Raw genomic sequence first — 24,156 nt, 5'->3', positions numbered from 1 at the left:
GTTCGAAGACAGGTCCTAGAGCCAGCCGTTGCGGCGGAAGCCCCGGTACATGCCGATGCAGATCAGGACGATCGCGCCGAGCACCATCGGGTAGCCGTACTCGTGGTGCAGCTCGGGCATGTAGTCGAAGTTCATGCCGTACACGCCGGTGATCATGGTGGGCACCGCGAAGATCGCCGCCCAGGCGGTGATCTTGCGCATGTCCTCGTTCTGCGCCACCGAGACCTGGGCCAGATTGGCCTGCAGCAGGGAGTTCAGCAGCTCGTCGAAGCCGTGCACCTGCTCGGTGACCCGGGCCAGGTGGTCGGCGACGTCCCGGAAGTACTTCTGGATCTCCGGGTCGACGAGGCGCTGCAGGGGCTCCGACAGCTGCTGCATGGGGCGCAGCAGCGGCACCACGGCGCGCTTGAACTCCAGTACCTCGCGCTTGAGTTGGTAGACGCGGCCGACGTCGGAGCTGCGCCCTCCCTTGGCCGAGAAGACGCCGTACTCGATCTCGTCGACGTCGTTCTGCAGCCGCTCGGCGACCAGCAGGTAGTTGTCCACGACGTGGTCGGCGATCGCGTGCAGCACCGCGGACGGGCCCTTGGCGAGCAGCCCGGACTCGTCCGCGTCGGCCTCCAGCCGGTGCCGCAGCTCCTGCAGCGAACCGTGGCCGCCGTGCCGGACGGTGATGACGAAGTCCCGCCCGGCGAAGACCATCAGCTCGCCGGTCTCCACCACCTCGCTGGTGGGCGTGAGTTGGTCGTGCTCGACGTAGCGGATGGTCTTGAAGACGGCGAACAGCACGTCGTCGTAGCGCTCGACCTTGGGGCGCTGGTGCGCGTGCACCGCGTCCTCGACCGCGAGCGGGTGCAGGCCGAAGCGCTGGGCGATGCCCTCGAACTCGTCCTCGGTCGGCTCGTGCAGCCCGATCCAGCTGAACGACCCCTTGCCCTCGGCGAGTTGGTGCGACGCCTTGACCCGGCGGGCGGCCTCGCGCGGGCTGCAGGTCTCGCCGTTGCGCTTGCCGTGCTGGTAGACCGCGCAGTCGACGACCGCCGAGCCGGCGCCCACCGGGACGGCGTCGTACACGCCGGCCGCGGAACGACGGCGGTTGGTGCGGACGGCGGCGCGCAGGCTGTTGATCATCGACATGGCAGGCTCCCTGGGACAGGAGCCGCCGCACGGCGGCGCGGGATCCCCCCGGGCCTGGGCCGGGGGAGGAACGGGTGGCCGTGGTGCGACGGCGAAGAACACCGGTGAAGGGGATGAGGGGTGCTCTCCCGGCCGGTCCGTCCCGCGTCCGGCCTTGCCCGGGCTACTTCGGCTGGTTCAGCCGGTTCAGCCTGCGTGGCGAGGGGTACGGGGAGTTCGGGGCCGGGTAGAGCTGCCGGTACTGCATGGTCGGCCGGTATCCACCGCAACCACCTCCTTCGCGCCGCCGCCCCGGGAAACGCAGCGTTTCCGGTGGCCAGTCGCTCACCCTAACATCTGACCGGTCATCGATGCCGCGGGGTTTCCCGAGTCTTTGCCCTGGCCCGCCCGCACGCGGTCGGCCGGCCCCCGCGGGTTACGCTCACCGGCATGGCGCACGACTTCCCGCTCTTCGGCGATCCCCACGGCGGCAGCTCCCCGGCGCTCTCCCGGGAGGCGGTGCTGGCGGCCGTCGAGGCCCGGCTGATCGCCACCTTCGGTGAGCCGAGCGGCCGCGCCGCGGTCACCTTCCTCGGCACCGACCGGATCGAGGTGCTGCGCTTCGGCCCCGACGCCGACGGACTGGTCCGCTACGCGACGCTCGGCATGTCCGCCGCGCCGATGGCCGACCCGACGGCGATGGTCGCCGACCAGCTGCGCGGCCCGCGCGCCGAGCTGGTGCTGACCGTCCGCGGCGGGCGCGACAGCGTGCTGCGCAGCCTGGCGACGCTGGCCGCGACGCCGCAGGTCGAGGGCCTGGTGGTGGCCCCGGGCGGCTCGCTGGACCTGGGTGCCCCGCTCTGGGAGGGCGCGCCCTTCACCTCGGTGCTGGCCGCCGAACCGGGCGGTCTGGTGCCGGACCTGGAACTGGACGAACCGGCCGATCCGGTGCGCTTCCTGCCGCTGCTGCCGATGACGCCCAACGAGGCCGGCTGGAAGCGGGTGCACGGTGCGGCCGCGCTCCAGGAGCGCTGGCTGAACCAGGGCACCGACCTGCGCGACCCGCAGCGGCGCGGCGTCCGGCTGGACTGACCGGCCGGGCCGGCCAGCCCGGCCGACGGGTCCGGCCGACGGGCCCGGCCGGCAGCGACGCCGGCCGGGCGGGGCGTCAGCCCGTGATCGGCTTCGCGCCGGTGGCCTGCGCCAGCAGCGCCTCGTACACGTCCGGGTCGGTGGTGTGCTCGCCGAGCCGGACGGTCTTGCGGCTGCCGTGGTAGTCGCTGGAGCCGGTGACCAGCAGTCCGAGCTCGCCGGCCAGTCCGCGCAGCCGCAGCCTGGTCTCCTCGTCGTGGTCGGTGTGGTCGACCTCCAGCCCGGCCAGCCCGGCGGCCGCGAGGTCGGCGATCACCTCGTCCGAGACGGTCCGCCCGCGCTTGACCGCTCCGGGGTGGGCGAAGACCGGGACGCCCCCGGCCGCCCGGACCAGTCGGACCGCCTCGACCGGGTCGGTCTCGTGCTTGCGGACGTCCGCCCGGCCGCCGTTGGCCAGCCAGTCGGCGGTGAAGGCGTCGGAGACGGTGGCCACCACCCCGGCCTCGACCAGCGCGCTGGCGATGTGCGGCCGCCCGACCGAGCCGGCCCCGGCGATCCGCTGCACCTGCTCCCAGCTGATGTCGGCGCCGAGCTCCCGGCAGCGTTCGACGATCGCCCGCCCGCGCCGGAACCGGTCGGTGCGCACCAGCTCCCGCTCGCCGGCGAAGGCCGGCTCGTCCGGGTCGAAGAGGTACGCGAGCAGGTGCATGCTGACGTCGCCCACGACGCAGGACAGTTCGGCGCCGGGGACGACGGTCAGCCGGGTGCCGGCCGGCAGCGCCCGGACGGCCTCCTCGGCCTCCCGGTGGCCCGCGACGGTGTCGTGGTCGGTGAGCGCCACGACGTCGAGCCGCGCGGCCACCGCCGCGGCGACCAGCTCGGCCGGGCTGTCGGTGCCGTCGGAGGCGTTGCTGTGGGCGTGCAGGTCGATGCGCACGGGGCGGGCTCCTGGGGGCTCGTGGGTGCGGCCCAGGATAAGCCGTTCAACCGAGGAGCCGGGGGGAGAGGGCGCCGCAGGGGAGCAGGTCCAGCTCGGCGCCGGCCTCGCGCAGGTCGGTGAGCACCAGTTCGTCGTACATCACCAGGGCGGACTGCTCGGGCCAGGCGATCGCCCAGAGCCAGAGCCCCCTGGCCTCGCCGACGAACACGGCGCGGTCGGCCGGGGCGTCCGGGACGTGGAACATCGGGGTGGGCCGGCCGGCGGCCATCAGCTTGGCGTCGGCGGGCTTGTAGAGGCCGACGGAGTCGCCCGGGTCGGGCCCGGGCATCCCGGCGTAGCGGGCGCCGAGGCCGACGCCCAGCTCCTCGGCGACCAGCACCAGTTCGCCGAAGCCGCCGAGCGGTGCCGGGCCGGCGCAGGCCACGGCGGTGGCCCGGGCGCCGGAGACGTCGTCGCCGACGTGCGAGATGCCGGTGTAGAGCCAGCCGACCGGGAGCGGCCAGGGCAGCCAGACGGGGACCTGGGAACGGGCGACGGCCACGCCGAGGGCCTCCACGCTCGGCGGCAGCACCGGCTGCATCGGGTGCACGGCTCCGTGCCGGTCGCACTGCCAGGTGTCTGAGAACAGACCGGGGGCGCGGACCCGACCGGCGCACCTCGGGCAGCTGGGCTCGCCCCTCATAGCCGACAACGCTCCTCCCTCCGGACCGCCGCGTCAAGGACGATCACCCGTACGGAGGGCTCGGCGGTACCTGTCGGTGGCGGGCCCGTCCGGCGCGCGCGGTGGGCGCGGTGCGGGCGGTTCCCGTTGGGGGATGTCCCGTGGGGGGCGGCGGCAAACGTCGGGGGCGACGGGTCCGAACGCACTGACGCCCCGTCATCGGCGATCGCGGTGACGGGGCGTCAGTCGGGTATCGGTACGTCCGGATCGGACGCTCCGGGCTCGTCGGCGGCGGGTGAGGTCTCCGGGTCGGAGGCGCCGCGCGTGGTCAGACGGTCGGGCACGGGCGGATGAGCAGTCGCTCGCCGGTGCTGGCGGCGGCCTGGACGAGCTCGCGGACGGTGTCGGCGTCGGCGATCACGCGGTCGGTGGCGGAGCCGTTGGCGTCGTCCAGTCGGACGATCTCGAAGCGCATGGTCTTCGTCATGGGCGTCTCCTTTCCTGGCCCCGCGGGGCGGGGCGGTCGCGGCTGAGTCGGTATCAGCCCTTTCGGGGTCGTGCGGGTCCGGCGGTGAGTCCGGACCGTTCGGTTCGTGCGTTCGGCTGCCTGCTGCGGCAAGGGTCCCCCTCTTGCCCGGTGCGTCTGGTGCCTCGTGAACCACGGTGTCGTGGCGGTGCTACCGGGCCGTTGCCCGTCCGTAAAGTCCAGGTTTCGGATGGTTCGCGATGACCTGGAGGCCGGTGATGATTCCCGGACAGAATCAAAGATTACCGTAACTAATGAATTTTGTCCCGTGTTGAGGACGGTCGAACTTCGAAAAGTGGTTCAGACCACTCCCGGGGGTCGGGGCGGTCAGCCCCAGAAGTCGGCCAGCGCCGCGGCCGTGGCGGCCGGACGCTCGGCGTTGGGGGAGTGACCGGCGTCCTCGACGACCACCCGGCGGGCGCCCAGCCGCCGGGCCATCGCGGACTGCTCCGGCACCGGCCAGGCGTAGTCCCGCACCCCGGACAGCACCAGCACCGGCAGGCCGGCGGTGGCCGCGGCCAGCTCTGCCACCCGGTCCGGGGCGGCGACCAGATGGCCCCCGGTGACGGTCAGCGCCAGCGGGACGTTGGCCAGCCAGCGGCGGTGCAGGAACTGCGCGACCGCCTGGTCCGGGCGCTGCCGCTGGTCCCCGGAGCCCTCCTCCATCTGCTGCATGACCTGCCAGATCTCCTCCAGGCTCAGCGCCGGGAGGGCGTCCAGCAGCAGCTTGGTGCGGGCCGCCTCGGCCGGGTCGATCGCCCCCGGGCCGGTGGACATCAGGGTCAGCGAGCGCCACGGCGACGGGCCGTCCGCCGCGGCGGCCAGCACCGCCTCCCGGACCACCTGCCCGCCGAAGGAGTGGCCCAGCAGGTGCGTCGGGACGCCCTCCGCGGCGACGGCCGCGGTGAGGGCCCGGACGTCCGCCCCCAGCGCGCCGACCGCGTAGGCGGCCGGGTCGTCCGGGCCGCCGGTCTCGTACTGGCCGCGCTGGTCCACCGCCGTCACCCGGTAGCCCGCCGCCGCCAGCGGCTCCAGCAGGGCGATGAAGTCCTCCTTGCTGCCGGTGAAGCCCGGTACCAGCAGCGCCGAGCCGCGCACCGGCCCGTCCGGCTCGGCCCGCAGCGCGGCGAACTCCCCGCGCGCGGTCGACAGCCGCAGCGCCCGGGCGCAGCGGGGGAGGGTGAGGAACGGCGGGGTGCTCATGGGCTGCTCTCCTGCGGGCGACTGGCCGGTAACCCGAGCGTATCGGGGAACCCGGGAACGCCGGAGGGGGCGGGCCGGGCCGCGATCGGCCGGGCCCGCCCCCTCCGGGGCGGGGGTGCGTCAGCTCTCCGGGGTCGCCTCCGGGGCGGCGGCGGCCTTGCGGGTGCGGGTGCGCTTGCGCGGGGCCGGAACCTCGGCGACGGCCTCGGCGGCCGGGGCCTCGGCCGCCGCCGGGGCGGTCTCGGCCTGGGCCTTCGGCTTGCGGGTCCGGGTGCGGGCGGGCTTCTTCTCCGCGGCGGCCGGGGCCTCCGCGGCGACGGCCTCGGCGGCCGGGGCCTCGGTGGCGGCCTCGACGGCCTCCGCCTTCGGCTTGCGGGTGCGCGTCCGGGCGGGCTTCTTCTCCGCGGCGGCCGGGGCCTCCGCGGCGACGGCCTCGGCGGCCGGGGCCTCGGTGGCGGCCTCGACGGCCTCCGCCTTCGGCTTGCGGGTCCGGGTGCGGCGCGCGGCCGGCTTCTCCTCGGCGACGGCCTCGGCGGCCGGAGCCTCCGCCACCGGAGCCGCCACGACGGCCTCGACGGTCTCGGTCACGGCGACGGCGGCCTCACCGGCGGCGCCGCGCGAACGGCGGCGACGGCGGCGCGGAGCCGCCTCGCCCTCGGTGCCCTCGACGGCCACGGCCGACGCGGTCTCGACGGCCGTACCGGCCTCGCCCTCGCCGACCACCGAGCCCCGCCGGGTGCGGCGGCGCTCACGGGTGCGGCGCGGCTGCTCCTCGGTCGCCACGGCGGCCTCGACGGCCTCGCGGGCCGGGCCACTGCGCCCGCCGCGGCCGCGGGCGGCGCGCGCACCGCGTCCGCCGGTCTCGCCGAGGTCCTCGACCTCCTCCGCGTTCAGCCCGGCGCGGGTCCGCTCCGAGCGCGGCAGGACGCCCTTGGTGCCCGGCGCGATCTTGAGCAGCTCGTACAGGTGCGCGGAGGTGGAGTAGGTCTCCTCCGGGTCGTTGAACGGCAGCTCGAGCGCCTTGTTGATCAGCTGCCAGCGCGGGATGTCGTCCCAGTCGACCAGCGTGACCGCGGTTCCCGAGGCGCCGGCCCGGCCGGTGCGGCCGATCCGGTGCAGGTAGGTCTTCTCGTCCTCGGGGCACTGGTAGTTGACGACGTGGGTGACGCCCTCGACGTCGATGCCGCGGGCGGCGACGTCGGTGCAGACCAGGACGTCGACCTTGCCGTTGCGGAAGGCGCGCAGCGCCTGCTCGCGGGCGCCCTGGCCGAGGTCGCCGTGGACCGCGCCGGCCGCGAAGCCGCGCTGGGTCAGCTGGTCGGAGACGTCGGCGGCGGTGCGCTTGGTCCGGCAGAAGATCATCGCCAGCCCGCGGCCGTCGGCCTGCAGGATGCGCGAGACGACCTCGACCTTGTCCAGCGAGTGGGCACGGAAGATGTGCTGCTCGATGTTGGCGACGGTGGTGCCGGTGTCGTCCGGGGCGGCGGCCCGGATGTGGGTCGGCTGGCTCATGTACCGGCGGGCGAGGCTGATGACCTGGCCCGGCATGGTGGCCGAGAACAGCAGGGTCTGCCGCTTGGCCGGCAGCATGGTGATGATCTTCTCGACGTCGGGCAGGAAGCCCAGGTCGAGCATCTCGTCGGCCTCGTCCAGGACCAGCGAGCGGACCTTGGACAGGTTCAGCTTCTTCTGGCCGGCGAGGTCCAGCAGACGGCCCGGGGTGCCGACCACGATGTCGACGCCCTTGGCGAGCGCCTCGACCTGCGGCTCGTAGGCGCGGCCGCCGTAGACGGCCAGGACGCGGACGTCACGGACCTTGCCGGCGGTCTGCAGGTCGTTGGTGACCTGGGTGCAGAGCTCGCGGGTCGGGACGACGATCAGCGCCTGCGGGGACTCGGAGAGCTGCTCCTCGGTGGCCCGGCCGGCGTCCACGTCGGCGCGCACGATGACCCGCTCGATCAGCGGGAGGCCGAAACCGAGGGTCTTGCCGGTGCCGGTCTTGGCCTGGCCGATGACGTCGTGGCCGGTCAGCGCGACCGGGAGGGTCATCTCCTGGATGGGGAAGGGATGGACGATGCCGACGGCCTCCAGGGCCTCGGCGGTCTCCGGGAGGATTCCCAGGTCCCGGAAGGTCGTCTTGATGGGTTCAGCGGTGGTGGACAGGGTGCTGCCTCTTCCGTGTGGAGGGGCCGAGAGCGAGCGGCGGGCGGGCAGCCGCGCGGCTGCGTACGGGCCGGGACGGCCCTGAGACAGCTGCGCGGACGCACAACCGCGCCGGTCCCTGCGGCCGGCCGGTGCGCGCGGCCCGGTGCGGGGCGCGTCGCCGGCGGCGTCGGGGAGGATTCCCGTGAGGGACCTGCGCGGGACCATGCGCCAGGGGGCGCGGTCTCGGCGGCCCTCGCTCGGCCACTGATGCGGTGCCAAGGCTTGAAGTCCAAGCCATGGTCGGAGCCGATCGGCTCTCCGACCGGGCATCCGCGTACGTGAGTACCCGTGCCTCCGGTGCGGACGCGTCCGGGTGGACGTCGCCGCTAGGGAGCGGGCTTGCGCGGGGCACCGAGACGGCGGTGACACCGTGCGAGCACGACGGGGCTCCGTACCACCATACAGTCAGGCGACGACTCGAACACGTGACGCGTCTGACATTGCCCCGGGCGACCACGGCCGGAACCGGGATTCCGGCCGGTCACCCGGGTGCGTCCGGTGGTGGGGGAGCCGGGCCGTCGGGACTAAGGTGACGGGTCATGGAGACCCATGGTGAGACGCAGGACGCCGCGGCCGGCTCGATCGGGGACTGGGCCGCGTGCTCGGCCGACCCGGGGTACCGGGCGGCGGTGCTGGATCTGCTCGGCGCGCTCGCGTACGGCGAGCTGAGCGCCTTCGAGCGCCTCGCCGAGGACGCCAAGCTGGCGCCGGGCCTCGCGGACAAGGCTGCCCTGGCCCGGATGGCCTCCGCGGAGTTCCAGCACTACCAGCGGCTGCACGACCGCCTCGCCGAGGTCGGTGCCGACCCGCAGGAGGCGATGCGCCCCTTCGTCGAGCCGCTGGAGCTGTTCCACCGGATGACGGCGCCCTCGGACTGGCTGGAGGGCCTGGTCAAGGCCTACGTGGGCGACGCCATCGCGACCGACTTCTACCGGGAGGTCGCCGTCCGGCTCGACGACGACACCCGCGAGCTGGTGCTCGGCGTCATGTCCGACACGGGCCACGCCCAGTTCGCCGTGGACAAGGTGCGCCAGGCCATCGAGGCCGACCCGCGGGCCGGCGGCCGGCTCGCCCTGTGGGGCCGGCGGCTGATGGGCGAGGCGCTCAGCCAGGCCCAGCGGGTGGTGGCCGAGCGGGACGCGCTGTCCAACCTGCTGGTCGGCGGCGTCCGGGTGCAGGGCTTCGACCTGGTCGAGGTCGGCAAGATGTTCAACCGCATCACCGAGGCGCACACCCGGCGGATGGCCGCCCTGGGCCTGGCCTCCTGACCCACCGGACAGGACCTACGCGGGCCGGTGCCGCCGCGGCGCGCGGTGGGCGCCGGCCCGGTGCGGGTGGTGCCGGTGCGCCGGGGCCCGCCCGGCGGCCAGGTCCGGCCGGGCCAGGGCCGAGGTGAGCACCGCCGAGGCCAGCACCGCGGCCGCCACCGCACCGACCGGGTACCGCCCGTCCAGGCAGAAGTGCGCGACCACCCCGCCCAGCAGGGCCGCCGCCAGCGCGGTGCCCATGGTGAGCGAACGGGCCGCCGGGAAGTACGCGGGCCGGGCCAGCAGCGCGGTCAGGCCCGTGACCAGGCCGACCAGGGCGAAGGCGATCGACTCGACCAGCAAGACTGCCTCCCCGGGGACGGGTGCGCGGCGCCGCCGGCCGCACTGACGCCGTACCCAGGCCCACCGGGCGGTACACGCAGCGGTGCCCCGCTCCCACGGGGGGAACGGGGCACCGGGTGCGCTGCTCGGACGTCGCCTCAGGCGGTGCCGAAACCGACCTTGCGGACGGCCTGCTCGCCGATCTCCACGTACGCCAGGCGCTCGGCCGGGACGATGACGCGGCGGCCGTGCTCGTCGGTCAGCGCGAAGAGCTTGGTGGAGCCCTCCAGCGCCTTCGCGACCGCGCTCTCGACCTCATCGGCAGTCTGCGAGCTCTCGATCACGATCTCGCGCGGCGCGTTCTGCACGCCGATCTTGACCTCCACGACTTCCGTCCCTCCGGGGTTGCAGCCTCCACGCGCGGACGACGCCCGCCTGGAACAAGCGTTCGCGGCGACCGCGCCGTACGGCTTCACCATAGAGCACGGGATCACCGCGGCGGCGAAGGTCGCCGGATCACCCCTGCTGGGAGGGTGCCTCGCCCTCGCCGGTCGGGTGCATCGGGAAGCCCTTCAGGCCGCGCCAGGCCAGGCTGGCGACCAGCCGCACCGCCTCGTCGCGGGGGATCTCCAGGCCCTGCGAGAGCCAGTAGCGGGCGGTGATCTGGGCCAGGCCGCAGACGCCGGCGGCGAGCAGCTTGGACTCCGACTCCGGCAGGTCGGTGTCCTCCTGGATCACCTTGCTGACCAGCGTCGCGCTCGCCTCGGAGGCCCGCTCGACGCGCTCGCGCACGGCCGGCTCGTTGGTCAGGTCCGACTCGAAGACCAGTCGGAACGCGCCGGACTCGCTGGAGACGTAGTTGAAGTACGCCTCCATCGTCGCGGCGACCCGGAGCTTGTTGTCGGTGGTCGTCGACAGCGCGTCCCGGGTCGACTCGACGAGGGCGTCGCAGTGCTTGTCCAGCAGCGCCAGGTAGAGCTCCAGCTTCCCGGGGAAGTGCTGGTACAGCACCGGCTTGCTGACCCCGGCGCGGTCGGCGATGTCGTCCATGGCGGCCGCGTGGTAGCCCTGGGCGACGAACACCTCCTGGGCGGCACCGAGCAGTTGTTCGCGGCGGGCGCTTCGCGGCAGGCGGGCACCGCGCGGGCGCTCCTGCGCCTCCTGGATGGCCGTCACGGCGCTCCTCACTTCGGGTTGTTCCGGGCTGGCAAGAGGGCCGATTCTACTTTTCGGTAACCGCTTCCGCGTTCGGCGGGAACGAGAAAAGGCCTCGGCCTCCTTGTCAGGAGCCCACAATACGGCGCTGACCTCGGCATCGGCAGGGGTGCGACGGGGGAGGGAACGGCCGGACCGCCCCCGCGGCCCCGGCCGGGGCTCACTACCATCGTCCACCATGAGCGGCGCTGAGCAGCAGGTGCGGACGGTCGAGGTTCCCGGCGCGGTGCTCGCGGTGCACCGCCCGGCCGCGGGCGACGGGGCGGACGGCCGGGAGCCGGGCCTGTTCGTGCACGGCCTCGGAGGCTCCGCAGCCAACTGGACGGCCCTGATGGACCGGCTCGGCGACGTGGTCGACGGCGAGGCGGTGGACCTGCCCGGCTTCGGGCGCTCCGGCCCGCCCGCCGACGGCAACCTCAGCGTCTCCGGCCACGTCCGCGCGGTGATCGGCTACCTGGAGGCCGCCGGCCGCGGGCCGGTCCACCTGTTCGGCAACTCCCTCGGGGGCGCGGTCGCCGTCCGGCTGGCGGCACTGCGCCCGGACCTCGTGCGCAGCCTCACCCTGGTCTCGCCGGCCCTGCCCGAGCTGCCGCCGCAGCGCTCCGCCTGGTCGACCGGCCTGCTCGCGCTGCCCGGGCTGCCCGTGCTGCTGCGCCGCCTGCCGGTGAACGCGCGCGGCCCCGAGCAGGCCACCGAGGACCTGCTGCGGCTGGTCTACGGGGACCCGGCCGGACTGTCCGCGGCGGCCCGTGCCGAGGCGGTGGCCGAGTACCGCCGCCGGCTGGAGGTGCCGCACGCGATGCAGGCGCTGACCGGCTCGGCCCGCGGGATCGTCTCGGCCTACACCGAGCGCGGCGACCAGGCACTGTGGCGCCAGGCCGAGAACGTGCCGGCGCCGGTGCTGCTGGTGTACGGGCTGCGCGACAAGCTGGTCGGCTACCGCTCGGCCCGGCGGGCCTGCGCGGCGTTCGCCGACGCCCGGCTGCTGGTCCTGCCGGAGTCCGGCCACGTCGCGATGATGGAGCACCCCGACCAGGTGGCCAGGGCCGTGCGCGAGCTGATCGCGGAGGCCGCCCGGTAACGGCCCCGTTCCGGGCGAGGTCACGCCGGTTCACTCGTTCAGGTGGCAACCAGGCATGTGACCGATGGATTGCCCGGGCCCGGTCCTACCTTTCTGCTGTCGGACCGAACAGGTGTGGGGGAGGCGCGGTCGCCGGAGGAGCCGGAGGACGGCCGCACCCGTCGTCCCGGCGGGTCGGGACCGACCGCCGGAACGGGCGCGGGCCCGGGGAACGGATCGCGGGAGGACCGCGGCCGGGCCGCCGCCCCGACACCACCCGGCCGTGCGGCCGGGGAGCGTCCCGGTGCCGTCGCACCCGGCCGACCGGGCCCTTCGCCCCGGCCGTCCCGCCGCCGCGCGGGGCCGCCCCGGCGACCGCCCGGGCCGCCCGGCCCATCCGTCGATCCGCCCGTGATCCGCCCGTGATCCGCTCTGTCCTGGAGGTCTCCCGTGCGCGTTGCCCTGCTCACCGAGGGTGCCCGTCCGCATCCCCAGCGTGCCGCCGGCGGCTGGTGCGACCGGCTGGCCGAGGGCCTCCCGGAGCACGGGTTCGAGCTCTACCTGCTCGCACCGCCCGGGGGCCGGGCCGCCTCGGGGCGTCCGTCGTCCGTCTGGCGCGGGGTGCACGAGCTGGCGCTGTGGGGGCGCCGGCGGGGCGGCAGAGCCCCCGGCGCGCTGCGCAGACGCCGCTACGCCGGGGCGTACGAGCAGCTCGTCCGGGCGCTGGTGATGCCGGGGGAGCGGGCGGGCTTCGGCGCCGGGTTGTACCGGCTGGCCGCGCTCGCCCGGGAGGACGGCGCGCTGCCCGCCTTCCTCTCCTCGGTGCACGCCCGGCGCACCCTGGAACGGGTCTGGCGGCTGCCGGGCGCGGACACCTCCGCCGGGCAGCCTCTGGTCTGCGACGTGCTGGTCGCGGCGGACCTGCTGGAGCAGTGCCTGCGGCCGCTCTCCGCGCCGTGGTACGGCACCGGGCCCGGCGGCCTGGGCGGTGCCGACCTCTGCCACGTGGTCGGCGGCGGCCCGGCGGCGCTGCCCGCGCTGGTCGCCCGGCAGCTGCACGGGGTGCCGTTCGTGGTCACCGAGCACGGCCTGCACCTGCGCGAGCAGTACCTCGGCTACCGCGAGGCGCCGTACCGCTGGCCGGTCCGGGCGCTGCTGCTGGCGTTCTTCCGGGCGCTCACCGAGGAGACCTACCGGCAGGCCGCCGTACTGACCCCCGGCAGCGTCCACGACCAGCAGTGGCAGCGCCGCTGCGGGGCCGATCCGGCGCGCACCCGGGTGGTGTACGAGGGCACGTCCGCGGTGTCCCGACCGGCGGCCGGGCCCGAGCCGGACGAGCCGACCCTGGTCTGGGCGGGCGCGCTGGAGCCCGGGCGGGACGCCGAACTGATGCTGCACGCCTTCGCGCAGGTGCGGGCCGAGGTGCCGCGGGCCCGGCTGGTGGTCCACGGCGAGGAGGCGGCGCCCGGCTACCGGGCGCACTGCGCGGCCGTCGCCGAGCGGCTCGGGGTGTCGGCGGCGGTCGACTTCGCCGGCCGGCCCGGCTCGCTCGCCGAGGTCTGGGAGGGCGGCACGGTGGCGGTCTTCTCCGGGCTTTCCCAGCGCAGCCCGCGGCTGCTCGCCGACGCGATGCTCAGCGGCCGCGCGGTGGTGTCCACCGACGTCGGGGTGGCCCGGGAGGTGGTCGGGCCGACCGGACTGCTGGTGCCGGCCCGGGACCCGCGCGCCCTGGCCGGCGCCTGCCTGGCGCTGCTGCGCGACGAGGAGCGGCGGGCCAGGCTCGGGCTGGCCGGGCGGCTTCGGGCGCAGGAACGCTTCGCCGTCGAGCCGGTGATAGGTGCCTTCCGGGAGATCTACCTGGAGCTGGTCTCGCAGTACCCGGCCTTCCCGGACGGCGCCGGCGGCGGCACGGCTGGGGAGCCGCCGCGCCCGTTCGCCCGGCCCGCCGAGTACTGGCTGGCCGACGGACGGCGCGGCGCGGACGCCCCGGACGGCGGCCCGCACCGCCCCGCCGACCCGAGGGCCGGCCGGCCCGGCCCGGCCGGTCCGGCCGAGGAGAGCGGTGACGCCGGCGCGCAGGAGCGCCCCGGCGCCCTCGCGGAGGCCGTCTGATGGCCGGCGGCGCGGCGGTCGGCGGCACCGGCCGCCCGGTGGGCGACCCGGTCCGCGAGGTGATGGCCGAGCACCGGACGCTGTGCGAACGGGCCGTCGACCCGCTGGAGATCGCCGCCGGGCTGGAGGAGGCCGGGTTCGGCCCGGACGCCGCCGCGCGCTGCCGGCACGCCGACCTGTTCTCGCTCGCCGAGGAGCTGTACGCCCGGGTGCCCCGGCGGCCCCCGGCCCCCGAGCCGCCGTGCGGCGGCCGGCAACGCGGCGCCGCCCGGGCGAGCCTGACCGCCGCCGGGCTGGCCGCGCTGCCCTGTGCGGCGGCCGCCGCGCTCGGCGGCCGCTGGCCGGTGCTGCTGCCGGCCGCCGTCCCGCTGCTGCTCCTGCCCGCGCTGACCGCGGACCCCGCGGTCGAGCCGGCACCGCCGTCCGGCGGCCCGGTGGGGGCGCTCGGCCCGGCCCGGCCGGTGCGCCGCCCGGCGGGCTCGCGCCGGAACCCGGCCGCGTTCGGGTACGGGCTGGGCCTGGCCGGGCTGCTGCTGCTCCCGCTGGCCGCGGCGGACGGGGACCGGCGGCTCGCGGCCGCCCTGGTGCTCGCGGCGGCGCTGTCCGCCGGGTCGGCCGAGCGGGCCGCCCGCTGGTACCGGCAGGTCGGCCGCGGGCACCTCGGGGCGGCGGGCACGCTCGCCGAGTTCCGGGCCCGGATGCGGCCGGTGCTCCCGGTGGCGGTCGCCCTGCACCTGGCGGTGCTCGCGGTGCTGACCTTCGCCGCGCTGGCCGTGCTGACCGTCGTCGCGCCGCGCCCGGGCCCCGGCCACGGCGGAGGGCTGCTCCACCTGGCGGCCGAGCGGGCCGGCGCCGCGCAGTGGGCGGCGCAGGGCGTGCTGGGACTTCTGCTGGTGCTGCCCGCGCTGCTCGCGCGCTGCGGCCGGGAGCGGGCCGCCGCGCTGGGGGCGGCGGCCGGCCCCGCGGCGACGCTCGTCCTGCTCGTGTCGGGCCGGGCCGTCCCGGTGGCCGTCCTGCTCGGGGGCGGTGCGGTCGCCGCGGTGCTGCTGGTGCACGCCTGGGCGGTGCTCGGCCGTGCGGGGTCGCACCGTTGAGCCCGGCCCGCCGTCTCCCCCGTTCCGTCTGTTGGTTTCAGTCCGCCAGGTCGTCCCCGACCTCGCTTCGTGGAAGGACGCCCCCGATGAGGGTGCTGCTGCTGGGCGCCGACGGCTTCATCGGCCGCCGGGTCACCGATCGTCTGCTGATGGACCACGAGTTGCAGGTGACGGTGCTCGGCCGGCGCGACTCGGCCGACATCCGCTTCGACCTGACCACCGGGAGCCCGGGTGCCCTGGCCCGGTTCCTGGACGCGGTCGCGCCGCAGGTGGTGATCAACTGCGCGGGCGCCACCTACGGCAGCTCGCGCACGCTGATCCGGTCGAACACGCTGGCCGTCGCCACCGTCTGCGAGGCGATCCGGCGCAGCCGGGAGCCGGCCCGGCTGGTGCACGTCGGCTCCGCCGCCGAGTACGGCCCGGTGCCCGGCGGGGTGCCGGTGTCGGAGCAGGCCGAACCGCGGCCGGTCGGCCCGTACGGGGTGTCCAAGCTGGCCGGGACGGAGCTGGTGCTGGCCTCCGGCCTGGACGCGGCGGTGCTGCGGGTGTTCGACGTGGTGGGCCCGGGCGCCCCGACCGCCTCGCTGTTCGGGCGGCTCGCGGAGGGGCTGCGGCGGGCGCTGGAGCGGGACGAGGCGCAGGTCCGGATGCCGGACCTGTCCGGATACCGGGATTTCGTGGACGTGCGGGACGTCGCGCGGGCGATCCAGGCGGCCGCGGTGTCGGCCGCCACCGGGGTGGTCAACATCGGCAGCGGGCACGCCGTCCGGGCCCGGGACGCGGCCCAGCTGCTGGTCCGGGCATCCGGCTTCGAGGGGTCGATCGTGGAGGAGAACCGGCAGGTCCTGCTGCCCGCGCAGGCCGGCGGGCCGGTCGGCGACCACCTGCCCGGCCACCATCTCCCGGGCCACCGCCCGGAGGGCCACCGGCCGGAGGGCCGGGCCGCCGCGGGGGAGCCGGTGCCGTGGCGGCAGGCGGACGTGCGGACGGCCCGGGACCGTCTCGGCTGGCGGACACAGGTGCCGCTGGAGGAGTCGCTCGGCGACGTGTGGCTGGAGACGGCCTGCCGGGTCTGACCGGCGCCCCGGGGCGCTCCGGGCCTGTCATCGCAGGCCCGGAGCGCCCTGCGGGCGGCGGCGGCCGGTTCCACGATCCGACGCCACCCGTCTCGCCCATCGGACGGGCTGTCTCGGAATACCGGAGGGACGTGACACTGTTGGCGTAAGCAGCCACCCGCGTGGCGGAGCAGAAACCCCACCAAGAGGCTGGCCCTGGCCACCTGAACCAGACACCCATCGGAGTCCCCGTGTCGTTGCCACCCCTGGTCGAGCCGGCCGACGAGCTCACCGTTGACGAGGTCCGCAGGTACTCCCGCCACCTGATCATCCCCGACGTGGGCATGGCCGGGCAGAAGCGGCTGAAGAACGCCAAGGTGCTGTGCGTCGGCGCCGGCGGCCTCGGCTCGCCCGCGCTGATGTACCTGGCCGCCGCCGGTGTCGGGACGCTGGGCATCGTCGAGTTCGACGTGGTGGACGAGTCCAACCTGCAGCGCCAGATCATCCACGGCCAGTCGGACGTGGGCCGCTCCAAGGCGGAGTCGGCGCGGGACTCGGTCAAGGAGATCAACCCCTACGTCGACGTGATCCTCCACGAGGAGCGCCTCGACAACTCCAACGTCATGGAGATCTTCTCCGGCTACGACCTGATCGTGGACGGCACGGACAACTTCGCCACCCGCTACCTGGTGAACGACGCCGCGGTGCTGCTGGGCAAGCCGTACGTGTGGGGCTCGATCTACCGCTTCGACGGCCAGGCGAGCGTGTTCTGGGCCGAGCACGGCCCCTGCTACCGCTGCCTCTACCCGGAGGCCCCGCCGCCGGGCATGGTCCCCTCCTGCGCCGAGGGCGGCGTGCTGGGCGTGCTGTGCGCGTCCATCGGCTCGATCCAGGTCACCGAGGCGATCAAGCTGCTGGCCGGCGTGGGCGACCCGCTGGTCGGCCGGCTGATGATCTACGACGCCCTGGAGATGAACTACCGCCAGGTGAAGGTCCGCAAGGACCCGAACTGCGCCGTCTGCAGCGAGAACCCGACGGTCACCGAACTGATCGACTACGAGGCCTTCTGCGGCGTCGTGTCGGAGGAGGCGCAGGCCGCCGCCGCCGGTTCGACCATCACCTCGCACCAGCTGAAGCAGTGGCAGGACGAGAAGGAGGACATCTTCCTGATCGACGTCCGCGAGCCCGGCGAGTACGAGATCGTCAACATCCCCGGCGCGGTGCTGATCCCGAAGAACGAGTTCCTCATGGGCGACGCCCTGGAGAAGCTGCCGCAGGACCGCAAGATCGTGCTGCACTGCAAGTCGGGCGTGCGCTCGGCCGAGGTGCTGGCCGTGGTGAAGGCGGCCGGCTTCGCCAACGCCGTCCACCTGGGCGGCGGCGTGCTCGGCTGGGTCAACCAGGTCGAGCCGCACAAGCCGGTCTACTAGACCCGGGCTCCGGCAGGAGCGACCACGTCTGCGAAGGGCCCGCCCCGGCGGGCCCTTCCGCGTGTCCGGGGCCCGGGCGGCGCGGCTGCGCAGGGGTCAGAGCGCGCCCCGGCGCTGCAGCACGTTGTAGGAGATCCAGCCCGGCAGCACCGGCAGCCAGAAGGTGAGCGCCCGGTAGAGGAAGACCGCCGGGGTGGCGACCGCCGGTGAGACGTCCGCGACCGTCAGGGCGCCGATCAGCGCGACCTCGACCGGGCCGATGCCACCGGGGGTCGGGATCGCCGAGCCGGCCGCGTTGGCGGTCAGGAAGACCACCGCGACCGCCGAGAAGCTGACGTTGCCGCCGAAGGCCTGCACCGAGGCGTCCAGGCAGGCGGTGAACGACAGGGTGAGCAGCAGGATGCCGCCGAAGCCGGTGACCAGCTTGCTGGGCGTCTGCATCAGGTCGAGCATCCGCGGCACGACGCCGAAGAACAGCGAGCGCAGCCGGCCCAGCACGAACCGGCGCAGCGGTGCGACGGCCGCCACCACCAGGGCGAGCACGGCGGCGGTCAGCACGCCGATGATCACCGCGCGGGAGGCCGAGAGGTCGCCGTTGGTCTGGCTGCCGGTGATCAGGCCGAAGCTGAACAGCAGCAGCAGGTGCCCGGCCAGGCCGGCCAGCTGGGAGGCGCCGACCGAGGCCACCGCCTGGCCGGAGCGGATCCCGGCCTTCTGCAGGTACCGGGTGTTGAGCGCGATGCCGCCGATCGCGGCGGGGGCGACCAGCTTCACGAAGGAGCCGGCCAGCTGTGCGGCGACGGTGCGCCGGAACGGGAGCTTCTCCGGCACGAAGCCGGTCAGGCTCATCGCGGCGGCCACGTAGCTGAAGGCCGCCGCGGCCAGCGCCGCCGCCGCCCAGGCCCAGTCCATCTGGGAGAGCTTGAGCTGGGCCGGCTTGATGGTGGTCAGCGCCAGGTAGGCGGCGAAGGTGAGCGCGATCACCATGATCAGGCTCTTCGGCTTCAGCCGTTCCAGCTTGGCCGGCTCCATCGGCGCCTCGGGGGCGATCTGCAGGATCTGTCCGCGGATGCGGCTGAGCAGGTCCTCGCCGGCCGTCGCGATGTCCTCCTCGGCCTGCTGCTGGGTGCGCTCGCCGGCGGCGACCTGCTCCAGGGCCTTCGCGCGGGCGGCGGCCTTGCGCTCCTTGCTCAGCTTGTTGAGGTCGATCCTGGTCGAGCGGCTCATCCCGACCGGCTGGAGCAGCGGCAGGGCCTGCGCCACCCGGTCGGCGCCGAGCACGGCGTTGGCGGTGGCGACGGCGCGCTCCGGGCCGATCCGCAGGGCGAAGGTGGTGACCAGCTGGGCGACGTCGATGCGCAGGGTCAGGTCGGTGGCGGCGATGTCGCCGCCGGAGAGGTTGACCAGGCAGGCCGTCTTCTCGTCCACGACGAGCAGCGACTCGCCGGTGAGCCGGCGGTGGGCGATCCGGCGCTCGTGCAGCGCGGCCACCGACTCCCAGAGCGAGGCCATCACCAGGTCGGTGACCTCCTCGTCGGCGAGCTCGTCCAGGGTCCGCCCCTCGACCTTGCCGTAGACCAGGATCGCGGCGTCCGGGCCCAGCTCGGAGGTGGCGACCAGCTGCGGTGCGCGGGCGCCCGAGGCGGCCGCCGCGTAGGCGATCAGGGCCTCCTGCTCCAGCGCCTGGCGCAGCGACTGCGGGCTGCGGCGCACCGCCACCGAGCGCAGCCGCAGCCGCCGCCAGGCGCGGTAGAAGAAGCCGGAGGCCTGCTGCTCGCGGTCGATGATGTGGACGTCCAGCGGCGGGCCGCTCTGCTGGGTCACGTAGTAGCGGCGGGTGCCGCCGGGCGCGTCCGGGGCGCGGTGGGCGCTGCGCGGGGTGAAGCCGACCTTGCGCAGGCCGATCATCAGGTGCTGGCCGGTGGGCCGGATGTTCGGGGAGCCGATCGCGTACAGCGTGCCGTAGGCGACGGACCAGCCGATCAGCACGGTGAGGAGCAGGGACAGCGGGGTGGTGTAGCCGCCGAGCAGCTCGGTGACCCCGCTGAAGACCACCACCACCCAGAGGGCGACCCGCCACCGGGGGCGGCTCGACATGCCGACCGCGGTCATGTAGGCGATCACCGGGGCCAGGTAGCCGTGCACCGGGTCGGTGAGGGTGCCGTTGCTGTTCATCGGCAGCCGGGTCAGCGCGTCCCGGATCTGCTCGGAGGCGCCTTCGGCCACCCACCAGTCGATGCCCAGCGAGACGCCGTAGGCGAGGACCGAGGCGAGCACCCCGTCGGCGACCCGCAGGCCGTCGCGTTTGATCAGCCGCTCGACCGCGAACGCCAGCGGCACGGCGAGCACCGCGACGCTGGAGAGCAGCCCGGTGACGGTGGACAGCACCGCGGAGAAGTGCGGCGCGTTGTCGGAGATGTCCTTCTCGATGCCGGTGGTGGTCGAGGTGGCGATGCCGGCCAGGACGAAGACGGCGACTATGCCGAGGACGCCGGCCAGGAAGCGGATCAGGTCGGACGGGCGGTGCGCCCGGGCGGCGAGCAGGGGCTCGTCGACGTCCAGGTACGGGGTGTCGTCCAGCGGGTCGTGCTGCTCGGGCAGCGGCCGCCGGGCCAGCGGTCCGGGTTCGGCGGCGCCGGCGGGTTCGGCGGGCCGCGGTCCGGCGGGTGCCGGTCGGGCGGGCTCGGTGGGCCCGGGTTCGACGGGCTCGACGGGTTCGACGGGGCGCGCCTGCGCGGGGGTCTTGATCGTCAGGTCCTTGATCAGGGAGACTTCCGGAGTCGGCCCTTCCGCGGGCCCGCCACCGGGAGCCGGGGGCACGGCGGCGGTGGACTCGTCGGAGTCCTCGTCCACGCCCACGTCAGCCGTCCCGGTCATCTGGTCTTGTCCTCGTATCACCACTCACCGCCCCGAAGATGGTGGCATGCCCCGGCGCCCCGTGCTGGACAGGGGGCGGATCGGGCGCGGCGGATCGTTCGTACGGGACCGCGGGTGCGCCCCCGTGCGGAAGAATGCCGCAGGTGACGGACGTAACAGACGACGGCCTCCCGGACGACCTGCCGCCCTTCGCCGAACTGGTGCTCGACCTCACCGAGCGGATTCCACCCGGCAGGGTGATGACCTACGGGGACGTTGCCGAGTACCTCGGCCAGGGCGGCCCCCGGCAGGTCGGCCGGGTGATGGCACTCTACGGCGGCTCGGTCCCCTGGTGGCGGGTGATCCGCGCCGACGGCCGCTTCCTGCCGGGGCACGAGCACCGCGCCCTCGCCCACTACGGCGAGGAGGGCACCCCGCTGCGCGAACTCGCCGACCCGCCCCGGGTCGACCTGCGCCGCGCCCGCTGGGACGGCCGGGAGGCGGCCGGCCCGGCGGAGATCCCGCGAAACGGCCGCGCCGGCGGGAATGACGGGGCAGGATCGTAGGCTCGATACGGGCGGGCCCCGGCGGGCCCGCCCGGCCACGTCTCCCGCACAACCCCCAGGACCCGCCCCTTGAGCTCCCCCTACCGGCTCGTGCGCAGCCCGCTCGTCCAGCCCGACCCGCCCGTGCTGGACGCGTACCAGCGCGCCGTGGTCGAGCACGCCGGCGGACCGCTGCTGGTGCTCGCCGGCCCGGGCACGGGCAAGACCACCACCCTCGTCGAGGCCGTCGCCCGGCGGATCGAGGACGGCACCGACCCGGAGCGGATCCTCGTCCTCACCTTCAGCCGCAAGGCCGCCATGGAGCTGCGCGACCGGATGTCCGGCCGCCTCGGCGCCTCCGCCGCCGCCCCGCAGGCCACCACCTTCCACTCGTTCTGCTACGCCCTGCTGCGCGCCCACCAGGACCCCGGGGACTACGCCGAGCCGCTGCGGCTGCTCTCCGGACCGGAGCAGGACGTCATGGTCCGCGAGCTGCTCGCCGGCGGCGCCGAGGACGCCCGGCTCGGCAGCTCCCGCATCCACTGGCCGCTCGACCTGCGGGCCTGCCTGACCACCCGCGGCTTCGCCGACGAGGTCCGTGCCGTCCTCGCCCGCAGTCGCGAGCTCGGACTCGGCGAGGCCGAACTGGAGCGCTTCGCCCAGGGCGTCCAGCGGCCCGACTGGGCCGCCGCGGCGCACTTCCTCGCCGACTACCTCGACGTGCTCGACCTGCGGGGCGTCCTCGACTACGCCGAGCTCGTCCACCGCGCCGTGCTGCTCGCCGAACGCCCCGAGGTCGGCGAGGAACTGCGCCGCCGCTACGAGGTGGTCTTCGTCGACGAGTACCAGGACACCGACCCCTCCCAGGTCCGGCTGCTGCACCGGCTCGCCGGCGGCGGCGGGGACCTCGTCGCCGTCGGCGACCCCGACCAGTCGATCTACGCCTTCCGCGGCGCCGACATCAACGGCATCCTCGACTTCCCGCAGGCGTTCCGCCGGGCCGACGGCAGCCCCGCCGAGGTCAGGGTGCTGCGGGTCTCCCGCCGCTCCGGCGCCCTGCTGCTCGCCGCCTCCCGGGAGATCGCCCGCCGGATGCCGATGGGCCGGCTGCCCGCCGACAAGCTCGCCCAGCACCGCGCCCTGCTGCCCTCCCGCGAGGGCGGCCGGGTCGAGGTGTACACCTACCCCACCCCCGGCGCCGAACTCGACTCGATCGCCGACCTGCTGCGCCGCGCCCACCTGGAGGACGGTGTCCCCTGGGGCGAGATGGCCGTCCTGGTCCGGGCCGGCGGCCGCTCCATCCCCGGCGTGCGGCGGGCGCTCAGCGCCGCCGGCGTCCCGCTGGAGATCGACGGCGACGACCTGCCGCTGCGCGAGGAGCCCGCCGTCGCCCAGCTGCTGCTCGCCCTGCGGCTCTGCGCCGAGCAAGCCGACCGCGACCGGCACGGCGACGCCGACCGGCCCGACCCGCTCACCACGGACCTCGCCCGCACCCTGCTCACCGGCCCGCTCGGCGGCCTCGACGGCTCCGACCTGCGCCGCCTCGGCCGCGCCCTGCGCGAGGAGGAGCGCGCCGCCCTGCGCGCCGACGGCGACCCGAGCGCCCCCCGCCCCGCCGACGAGCTCATCCGGGAGGCGCTCGCCGAGCCCGAGCGGCTGGTCGCCCTGGACCCCGGCCACGCCCGCCGGGCGCGCGACCTCGGCACCCTGCTGCGCAAGGTCCGCGAGGCCTTGGCCGGCGGCTGCACGGCCGAGGACGCGCTCTGGGAGCTGTGGGACGGCAGCCGCCGCTGGCGCGAACGCCTCGAACGGGCCGCCCTGCGCGGCGGCGCCGCCGGCCGCAACGCCGACCGCGACCTCGACGCGCTGTGCGCCCTGTTCGAGACCGCGGCCCGCGCCGAGGAACAGGTCACCGGCCACCGCGGCGCCCTCGACCTGCTCGCCGAGCTCGACGCCCAGGACATCGCCGCCGACACCCTCACCGTCCGCGCCGTGCGCCCCGAGGCCGTCCGCCTGATGACCGCCCACCGCTCCAAGGGCCTGGAGTGGCGCCTCGTCGTCGTCGCCGGGGTCCAGGACGGCCTCTGGCCCGACCTGCGCCGCCGCGGCTCCCTGCTGGAGGCCGACCGGATCGGCCGCGACGGCCTCGCCGAGCCGCTCTCCCCGGCCGCCCTGCTCGGCGAGGAGCGCCGCCTCTTCTACGTCGCCGCCACCCGCGCCAGGGAGCGGCTGATCGTCACCGCCGTCAAGGCGCCCGCCGACGACGGCGACGAACCCTCCCGCTTCCTGCGCGAGCTCTACCGCGAGGACGTCGACCCCCGGACCGGCAAGGTGGTGCGCCGCACCCCGCCCGTCACCGTCGAGGACGTCACCCACCGCCCGCGCCGCCCGCTGTCCGTCCCCGCGCTGGTCGCCGAACTGCGCGCGGTCACCGTCGACCCGTCCCGCTCGCCCGAGCTGCGCCGGGCAGCCGCCGAACGGCTCGCCCGCCTGGCCGCGGCCACCGACGACGAGGGCCTGCCGCTGGTGCCCGTCGCCCACCCCGACCGCTGGTGGGGGCTGGACGACGCCACCGCCGCCCCAGACCCGTTGCGCAGCCCCGACCTGCCGGTGCGGCTGTCCGGCAGCGGCCTGGAGCAGCTGGAGAGCTGCTCGCTGCAGTGGTTCCTGGAGAAGGAGGTCAAGGCCCAGGGCCCCGGCTCCGCCGCCCAGGGCTTCGGCAACGTCGTGCACGCCCTCGCCGACGAGGTCGGCTCCGGGCGCGCGCCCGCCGACCTCGCCGTCCTGATGGAACGCCTGGACACGGTCTGGGACGCGCTGGCCTTCGACGCGCCCTGGAAGTCCCACCAGGAGAAGACCGAGGCCCGGGCCGCCCTGGAGCGCTTCCTCAACTGGCACGTGCTGGAGCGGGGGCGCGACGTCGTCGCCACCGAGCACGGCTTCGACGTCACCCTCGACGTCGGCGGCGTCTCGGTGCGCATCCGCGGCTCGATGGACCGGGTCGAGAAGGACCGGGCCGGACGCGCCTACGTGGTCGACTTCAAGACCGGCAAGCAGATCCCCACCGAGAAGTCGCTGCCCGAGCACAAGCAGCTCGCCGTCTACCAGCTCGCCGTCCGGGCCGGGGCGCTCAACGCCCTGCCCGGGTTCGACGAGCGGCCCCCGGCCGCCGGCGGCGCCGAACTCGTCCACCTGCGCGAACCCGCCGCCAAGGCCGTCCAGGACGTCCCCAGGGTGCAGCGGCAGGAGCCGCCGGAGGGCGAGCCGTGGATCGAGAACCTGCTCGCCGACGCGGCCGGCAAGGTCCTCGCGGAGCGCTTCGTCCCGCAGACCGGCGGCGGCTGCGACCGCTGCTCGTTCCGCCGCAGCTGCTCCGCCCAGCGCGACGGGGCGCAGCTGCTGTAGGGCCTGCCCGGCGAGCCCGTCCTTCGGGCCGGGCGCCGGGCCCGGGTGCGGG

At 75.4% G+C, this 24,156-nt stretch carries 18 protein-coding genes and 1 pseudogene; 9 read left to right on the top strand and 10 right to left on the bottom strand.

The features are described 5' to 3' along the window. Positions 1–15: 15 nt before the first annotated feature. Positions 16–1,137 carry a magnesium/cobalt transporter CorA gene (gene corA / locus ACFYUY_RS26925; protein WP_387904400.1) on the bottom strand — a complete coding sequence of 374 codons (1,122 nt, stop codon included), beginning with the start codon at positions 1,135–1,137 and terminating at the stop codon, positions 16–18. A gap of 429 nt (positions 1,138–1,566) precedes the next feature. Between corA and ACFYUY_RS26920 the strand changes: the two genes are divergently transcribed. Continuing rightward, positions 1,567–2,208 (top strand): suppressor of fused domain protein, encoded by a 642-nt coding sequence (locus tag ACFYUY_RS26920; RefSeq protein ID WP_387904397.1) that lies wholly within the window; start codon positions 1,567–1,569, stop codon positions 2,206–2,208. Between the two features lie 76 nt (positions 2,209–2,284). On the opposite strand, the gene ACFYUY_RS26915 is transcribed toward ACFYUY_RS26920, so the two are convergent. From ACFYUY_RS26915 to ACFYUY_RS26895, 5 genes and pseudogenes are all read right to left on the bottom strand, one after another. After that, positions 2,285–3,145, bottom strand: a complete 861-nt coding sequence (locus tag ACFYUY_RS26915) for a PHP domain-containing protein (protein WP_360213831.1) — start codon at positions 3,143–3,145, stop codon at positions 2,285–2,287. Positions 3,146–3,191: 46 nt separating this feature from the next. After that, a complete protein-coding gene (locus tag ACFYUY_RS26910) occupies positions 3,192–3,830 on the bottom strand; it encodes a DUF6758 family protein (RefSeq protein ID WP_360213833.1) in 639 nt (212 codons plus the stop codon). A 307-nt stretch (positions 3,831–4,137) separates the two neighbouring features. Next, positions 4,138–4,296 (bottom strand): hypothetical protein, encoded by a 159-nt coding sequence (locus tag ACFYUY_RS26905; RefSeq protein ID WP_360213911.1) that lies wholly within the window; start codon positions 4,294–4,296, stop codon positions 4,138–4,140. 366 nt (positions 4,297–4,662) lie between these two features. Continuing rightward, entirely contained in the window at positions 4,663–5,538 is an 876-nt protein-coding gene (locus tag ACFYUY_RS26900; RefSeq protein ID WP_387904394.1) for an alpha/beta fold hydrolase, read from the bottom strand. Next, positions 5,535–7,908: pseudogene (locus ACFYUY_RS26895) on the bottom strand (DEAD/DEAH box helicase). Before ACFYUY_RS26895 ends, ACFYUY_RS26900 begins: the two are co-directional and overlap by 4 nt. Positions 7,909–8,282: 374 nt before the next feature. Between ACFYUY_RS26895 and ACFYUY_RS26890 the strand changes: the two are divergent. Then, positions 8,283–9,011 (top strand): ferritin-like fold-containing protein, encoded by a 729-nt coding sequence (locus tag ACFYUY_RS26890; RefSeq protein WP_387904392.1) that lies wholly within the window; start codon positions 8,283–8,285, stop codon positions 9,009–9,011. Positions 9,012–9,026: 15 nt separating this feature from the next. Here ACFYUY_RS26890 and ACFYUY_RS26885 read toward each other — a convergent pair whose 3' ends face one another. The 3 genes from ACFYUY_RS26885 to ACFYUY_RS26875 all read right to left on the bottom strand — a co-directional run bounded on the left by ACFYUY_RS26885 (position 9,027) and on the right by ACFYUY_RS26875 (position 10,508). Beyond that, positions 9,027–9,353, bottom strand: a complete 327-nt coding sequence (locus ACFYUY_RS26885; protein WP_360213841.1) for a hypothetical protein — start codon at positions 9,351–9,353, stop codon at positions 9,027–9,029. 137 nt (positions 9,354–9,490) lie between these two features. Then, positions 9,491–9,718, bottom strand: coding sequence for a DUF3107 domain-containing protein (locus tag ACFYUY_RS26880; RefSeq protein WP_360213843.1), 228 nt, complete (start codon positions 9,716–9,718; stop codon positions 9,491–9,493). Positions 9,719–9,848: 130 nt separating this feature from the next. Next, on the bottom strand, positions 9,849–10,508 hold the full coding sequence (locus tag ACFYUY_RS26875; protein ID WP_360213845.1) for a TetR/AcrR family transcriptional regulator: 660 nt from the start codon (positions 10,506–10,508) through the stop codon (positions 9,849–9,851). 217 nt (positions 10,509–10,725) lie between these two features. On the opposite strand from ACFYUY_RS26875, the gene ACFYUY_RS26870 reads away from it, so the two are divergent. The 5 genes from ACFYUY_RS26870 (at position 10,726) to moeZ (ending at position 17,298) form a co-directional block, all read left to right on the top strand. Beyond that, positions 10,726–11,628, top strand: a complete 903-nt coding sequence (locus ACFYUY_RS26870; RefSeq protein ID WP_360213847.1) for an alpha/beta fold hydrolase — start codon at positions 10,726–10,728, stop codon at positions 11,626–11,628. A 429-nt stretch (positions 11,629–12,057) separates the two neighbouring features. Continuing rightward, positions 12,058–13,719: a DUF3492 domain-containing protein gene (locus ACFYUY_RS26865; RefSeq protein ID WP_387904388.1), complete on the top strand. Its 1,662-nt coding sequence runs from the start codon at positions 12,058–12,060 to the stop codon at positions 13,717–13,719. Further along, the gene (locus ACFYUY_RS26860; protein WP_360213851.1) at positions 13,719–14,813 is read left to right on the top strand and encodes a hypothetical protein; all 1,095 of its coding nucleotides are present in this window, start codon (positions 13,719–13,721) and stop codon (positions 14,811–14,813) included. The genes ACFYUY_RS26865 and ACFYUY_RS26860 overlap by 1 nt, the downstream gene beginning before the upstream one ends. Before the next feature lie 86 nt (positions 14,814–14,899). Continuing rightward, positions 14,900–15,889, top strand: coding sequence for an NAD-dependent epimerase/dehydratase family protein (locus tag ACFYUY_RS26855; RefSeq protein WP_360213853.1), 990 nt, complete (start codon positions 14,900–14,902; stop codon positions 15,887–15,889). Between the two features lie 230 nt (positions 15,890–16,119). Beyond that, entirely contained in the window at positions 16,120–17,298 is a 1,179-nt protein-coding gene (gene moeZ, locus ACFYUY_RS26850) for an adenylyltransferase/sulfurtransferase MoeZ (protein WP_387904386.1), read from the top strand. A 96-nt stretch (positions 17,299–17,394) separates the two neighbouring features. On the opposite strand, the gene ACFYUY_RS26845 is transcribed toward moeZ, so the two are convergent. Beyond that, complete coding sequence (locus ACFYUY_RS26845) at positions 17,395–20,175, bottom strand: flippase-like domain-containing protein (RefSeq protein ID WP_387904383.1); 2,781 nt, start codon at positions 20,173–20,175, stop codon at positions 17,395–17,397. Between the two features lie 134 nt (positions 20,176–20,309). Here ACFYUY_RS26845 and ACFYUY_RS26840 point away from each other — a divergent pair, with 134 nt between their 5' ends. Both ACFYUY_RS26840 and ACFYUY_RS26835 read left to right on the top strand, forming a co-directional pair. Beyond that, positions 20,310–20,720 (top strand): MGMT family protein, encoded by a 411-nt coding sequence (locus tag ACFYUY_RS26840; RefSeq protein WP_387904380.1) that lies wholly within the window; start codon positions 20,310–20,312, stop codon positions 20,718–20,720. 69 nt (positions 20,721–20,789) lie between these two features. Beyond that, positions 20,790–24,104 (top strand): ATP-dependent DNA helicase, encoded by a 3,315-nt coding sequence (locus tag ACFYUY_RS26835; RefSeq protein WP_360213861.1) that lies wholly within the window; start codon positions 20,790–20,792, stop codon positions 24,102–24,104. Positions 24,105–24,156 lie beyond the last annotated feature (52 nt).

It is taken from the genome of Kitasatospora sp. NPDC004745 (assembly GCF_042873275.1).
Classification (GTDB): Bacteria; Actinomycetota; Actinomycetes; order Streptomycetales; family Streptomycetaceae; genus Kitasatospora.
This window is presented reverse-complemented; position numbering and strand designations above follow the sequence as displayed.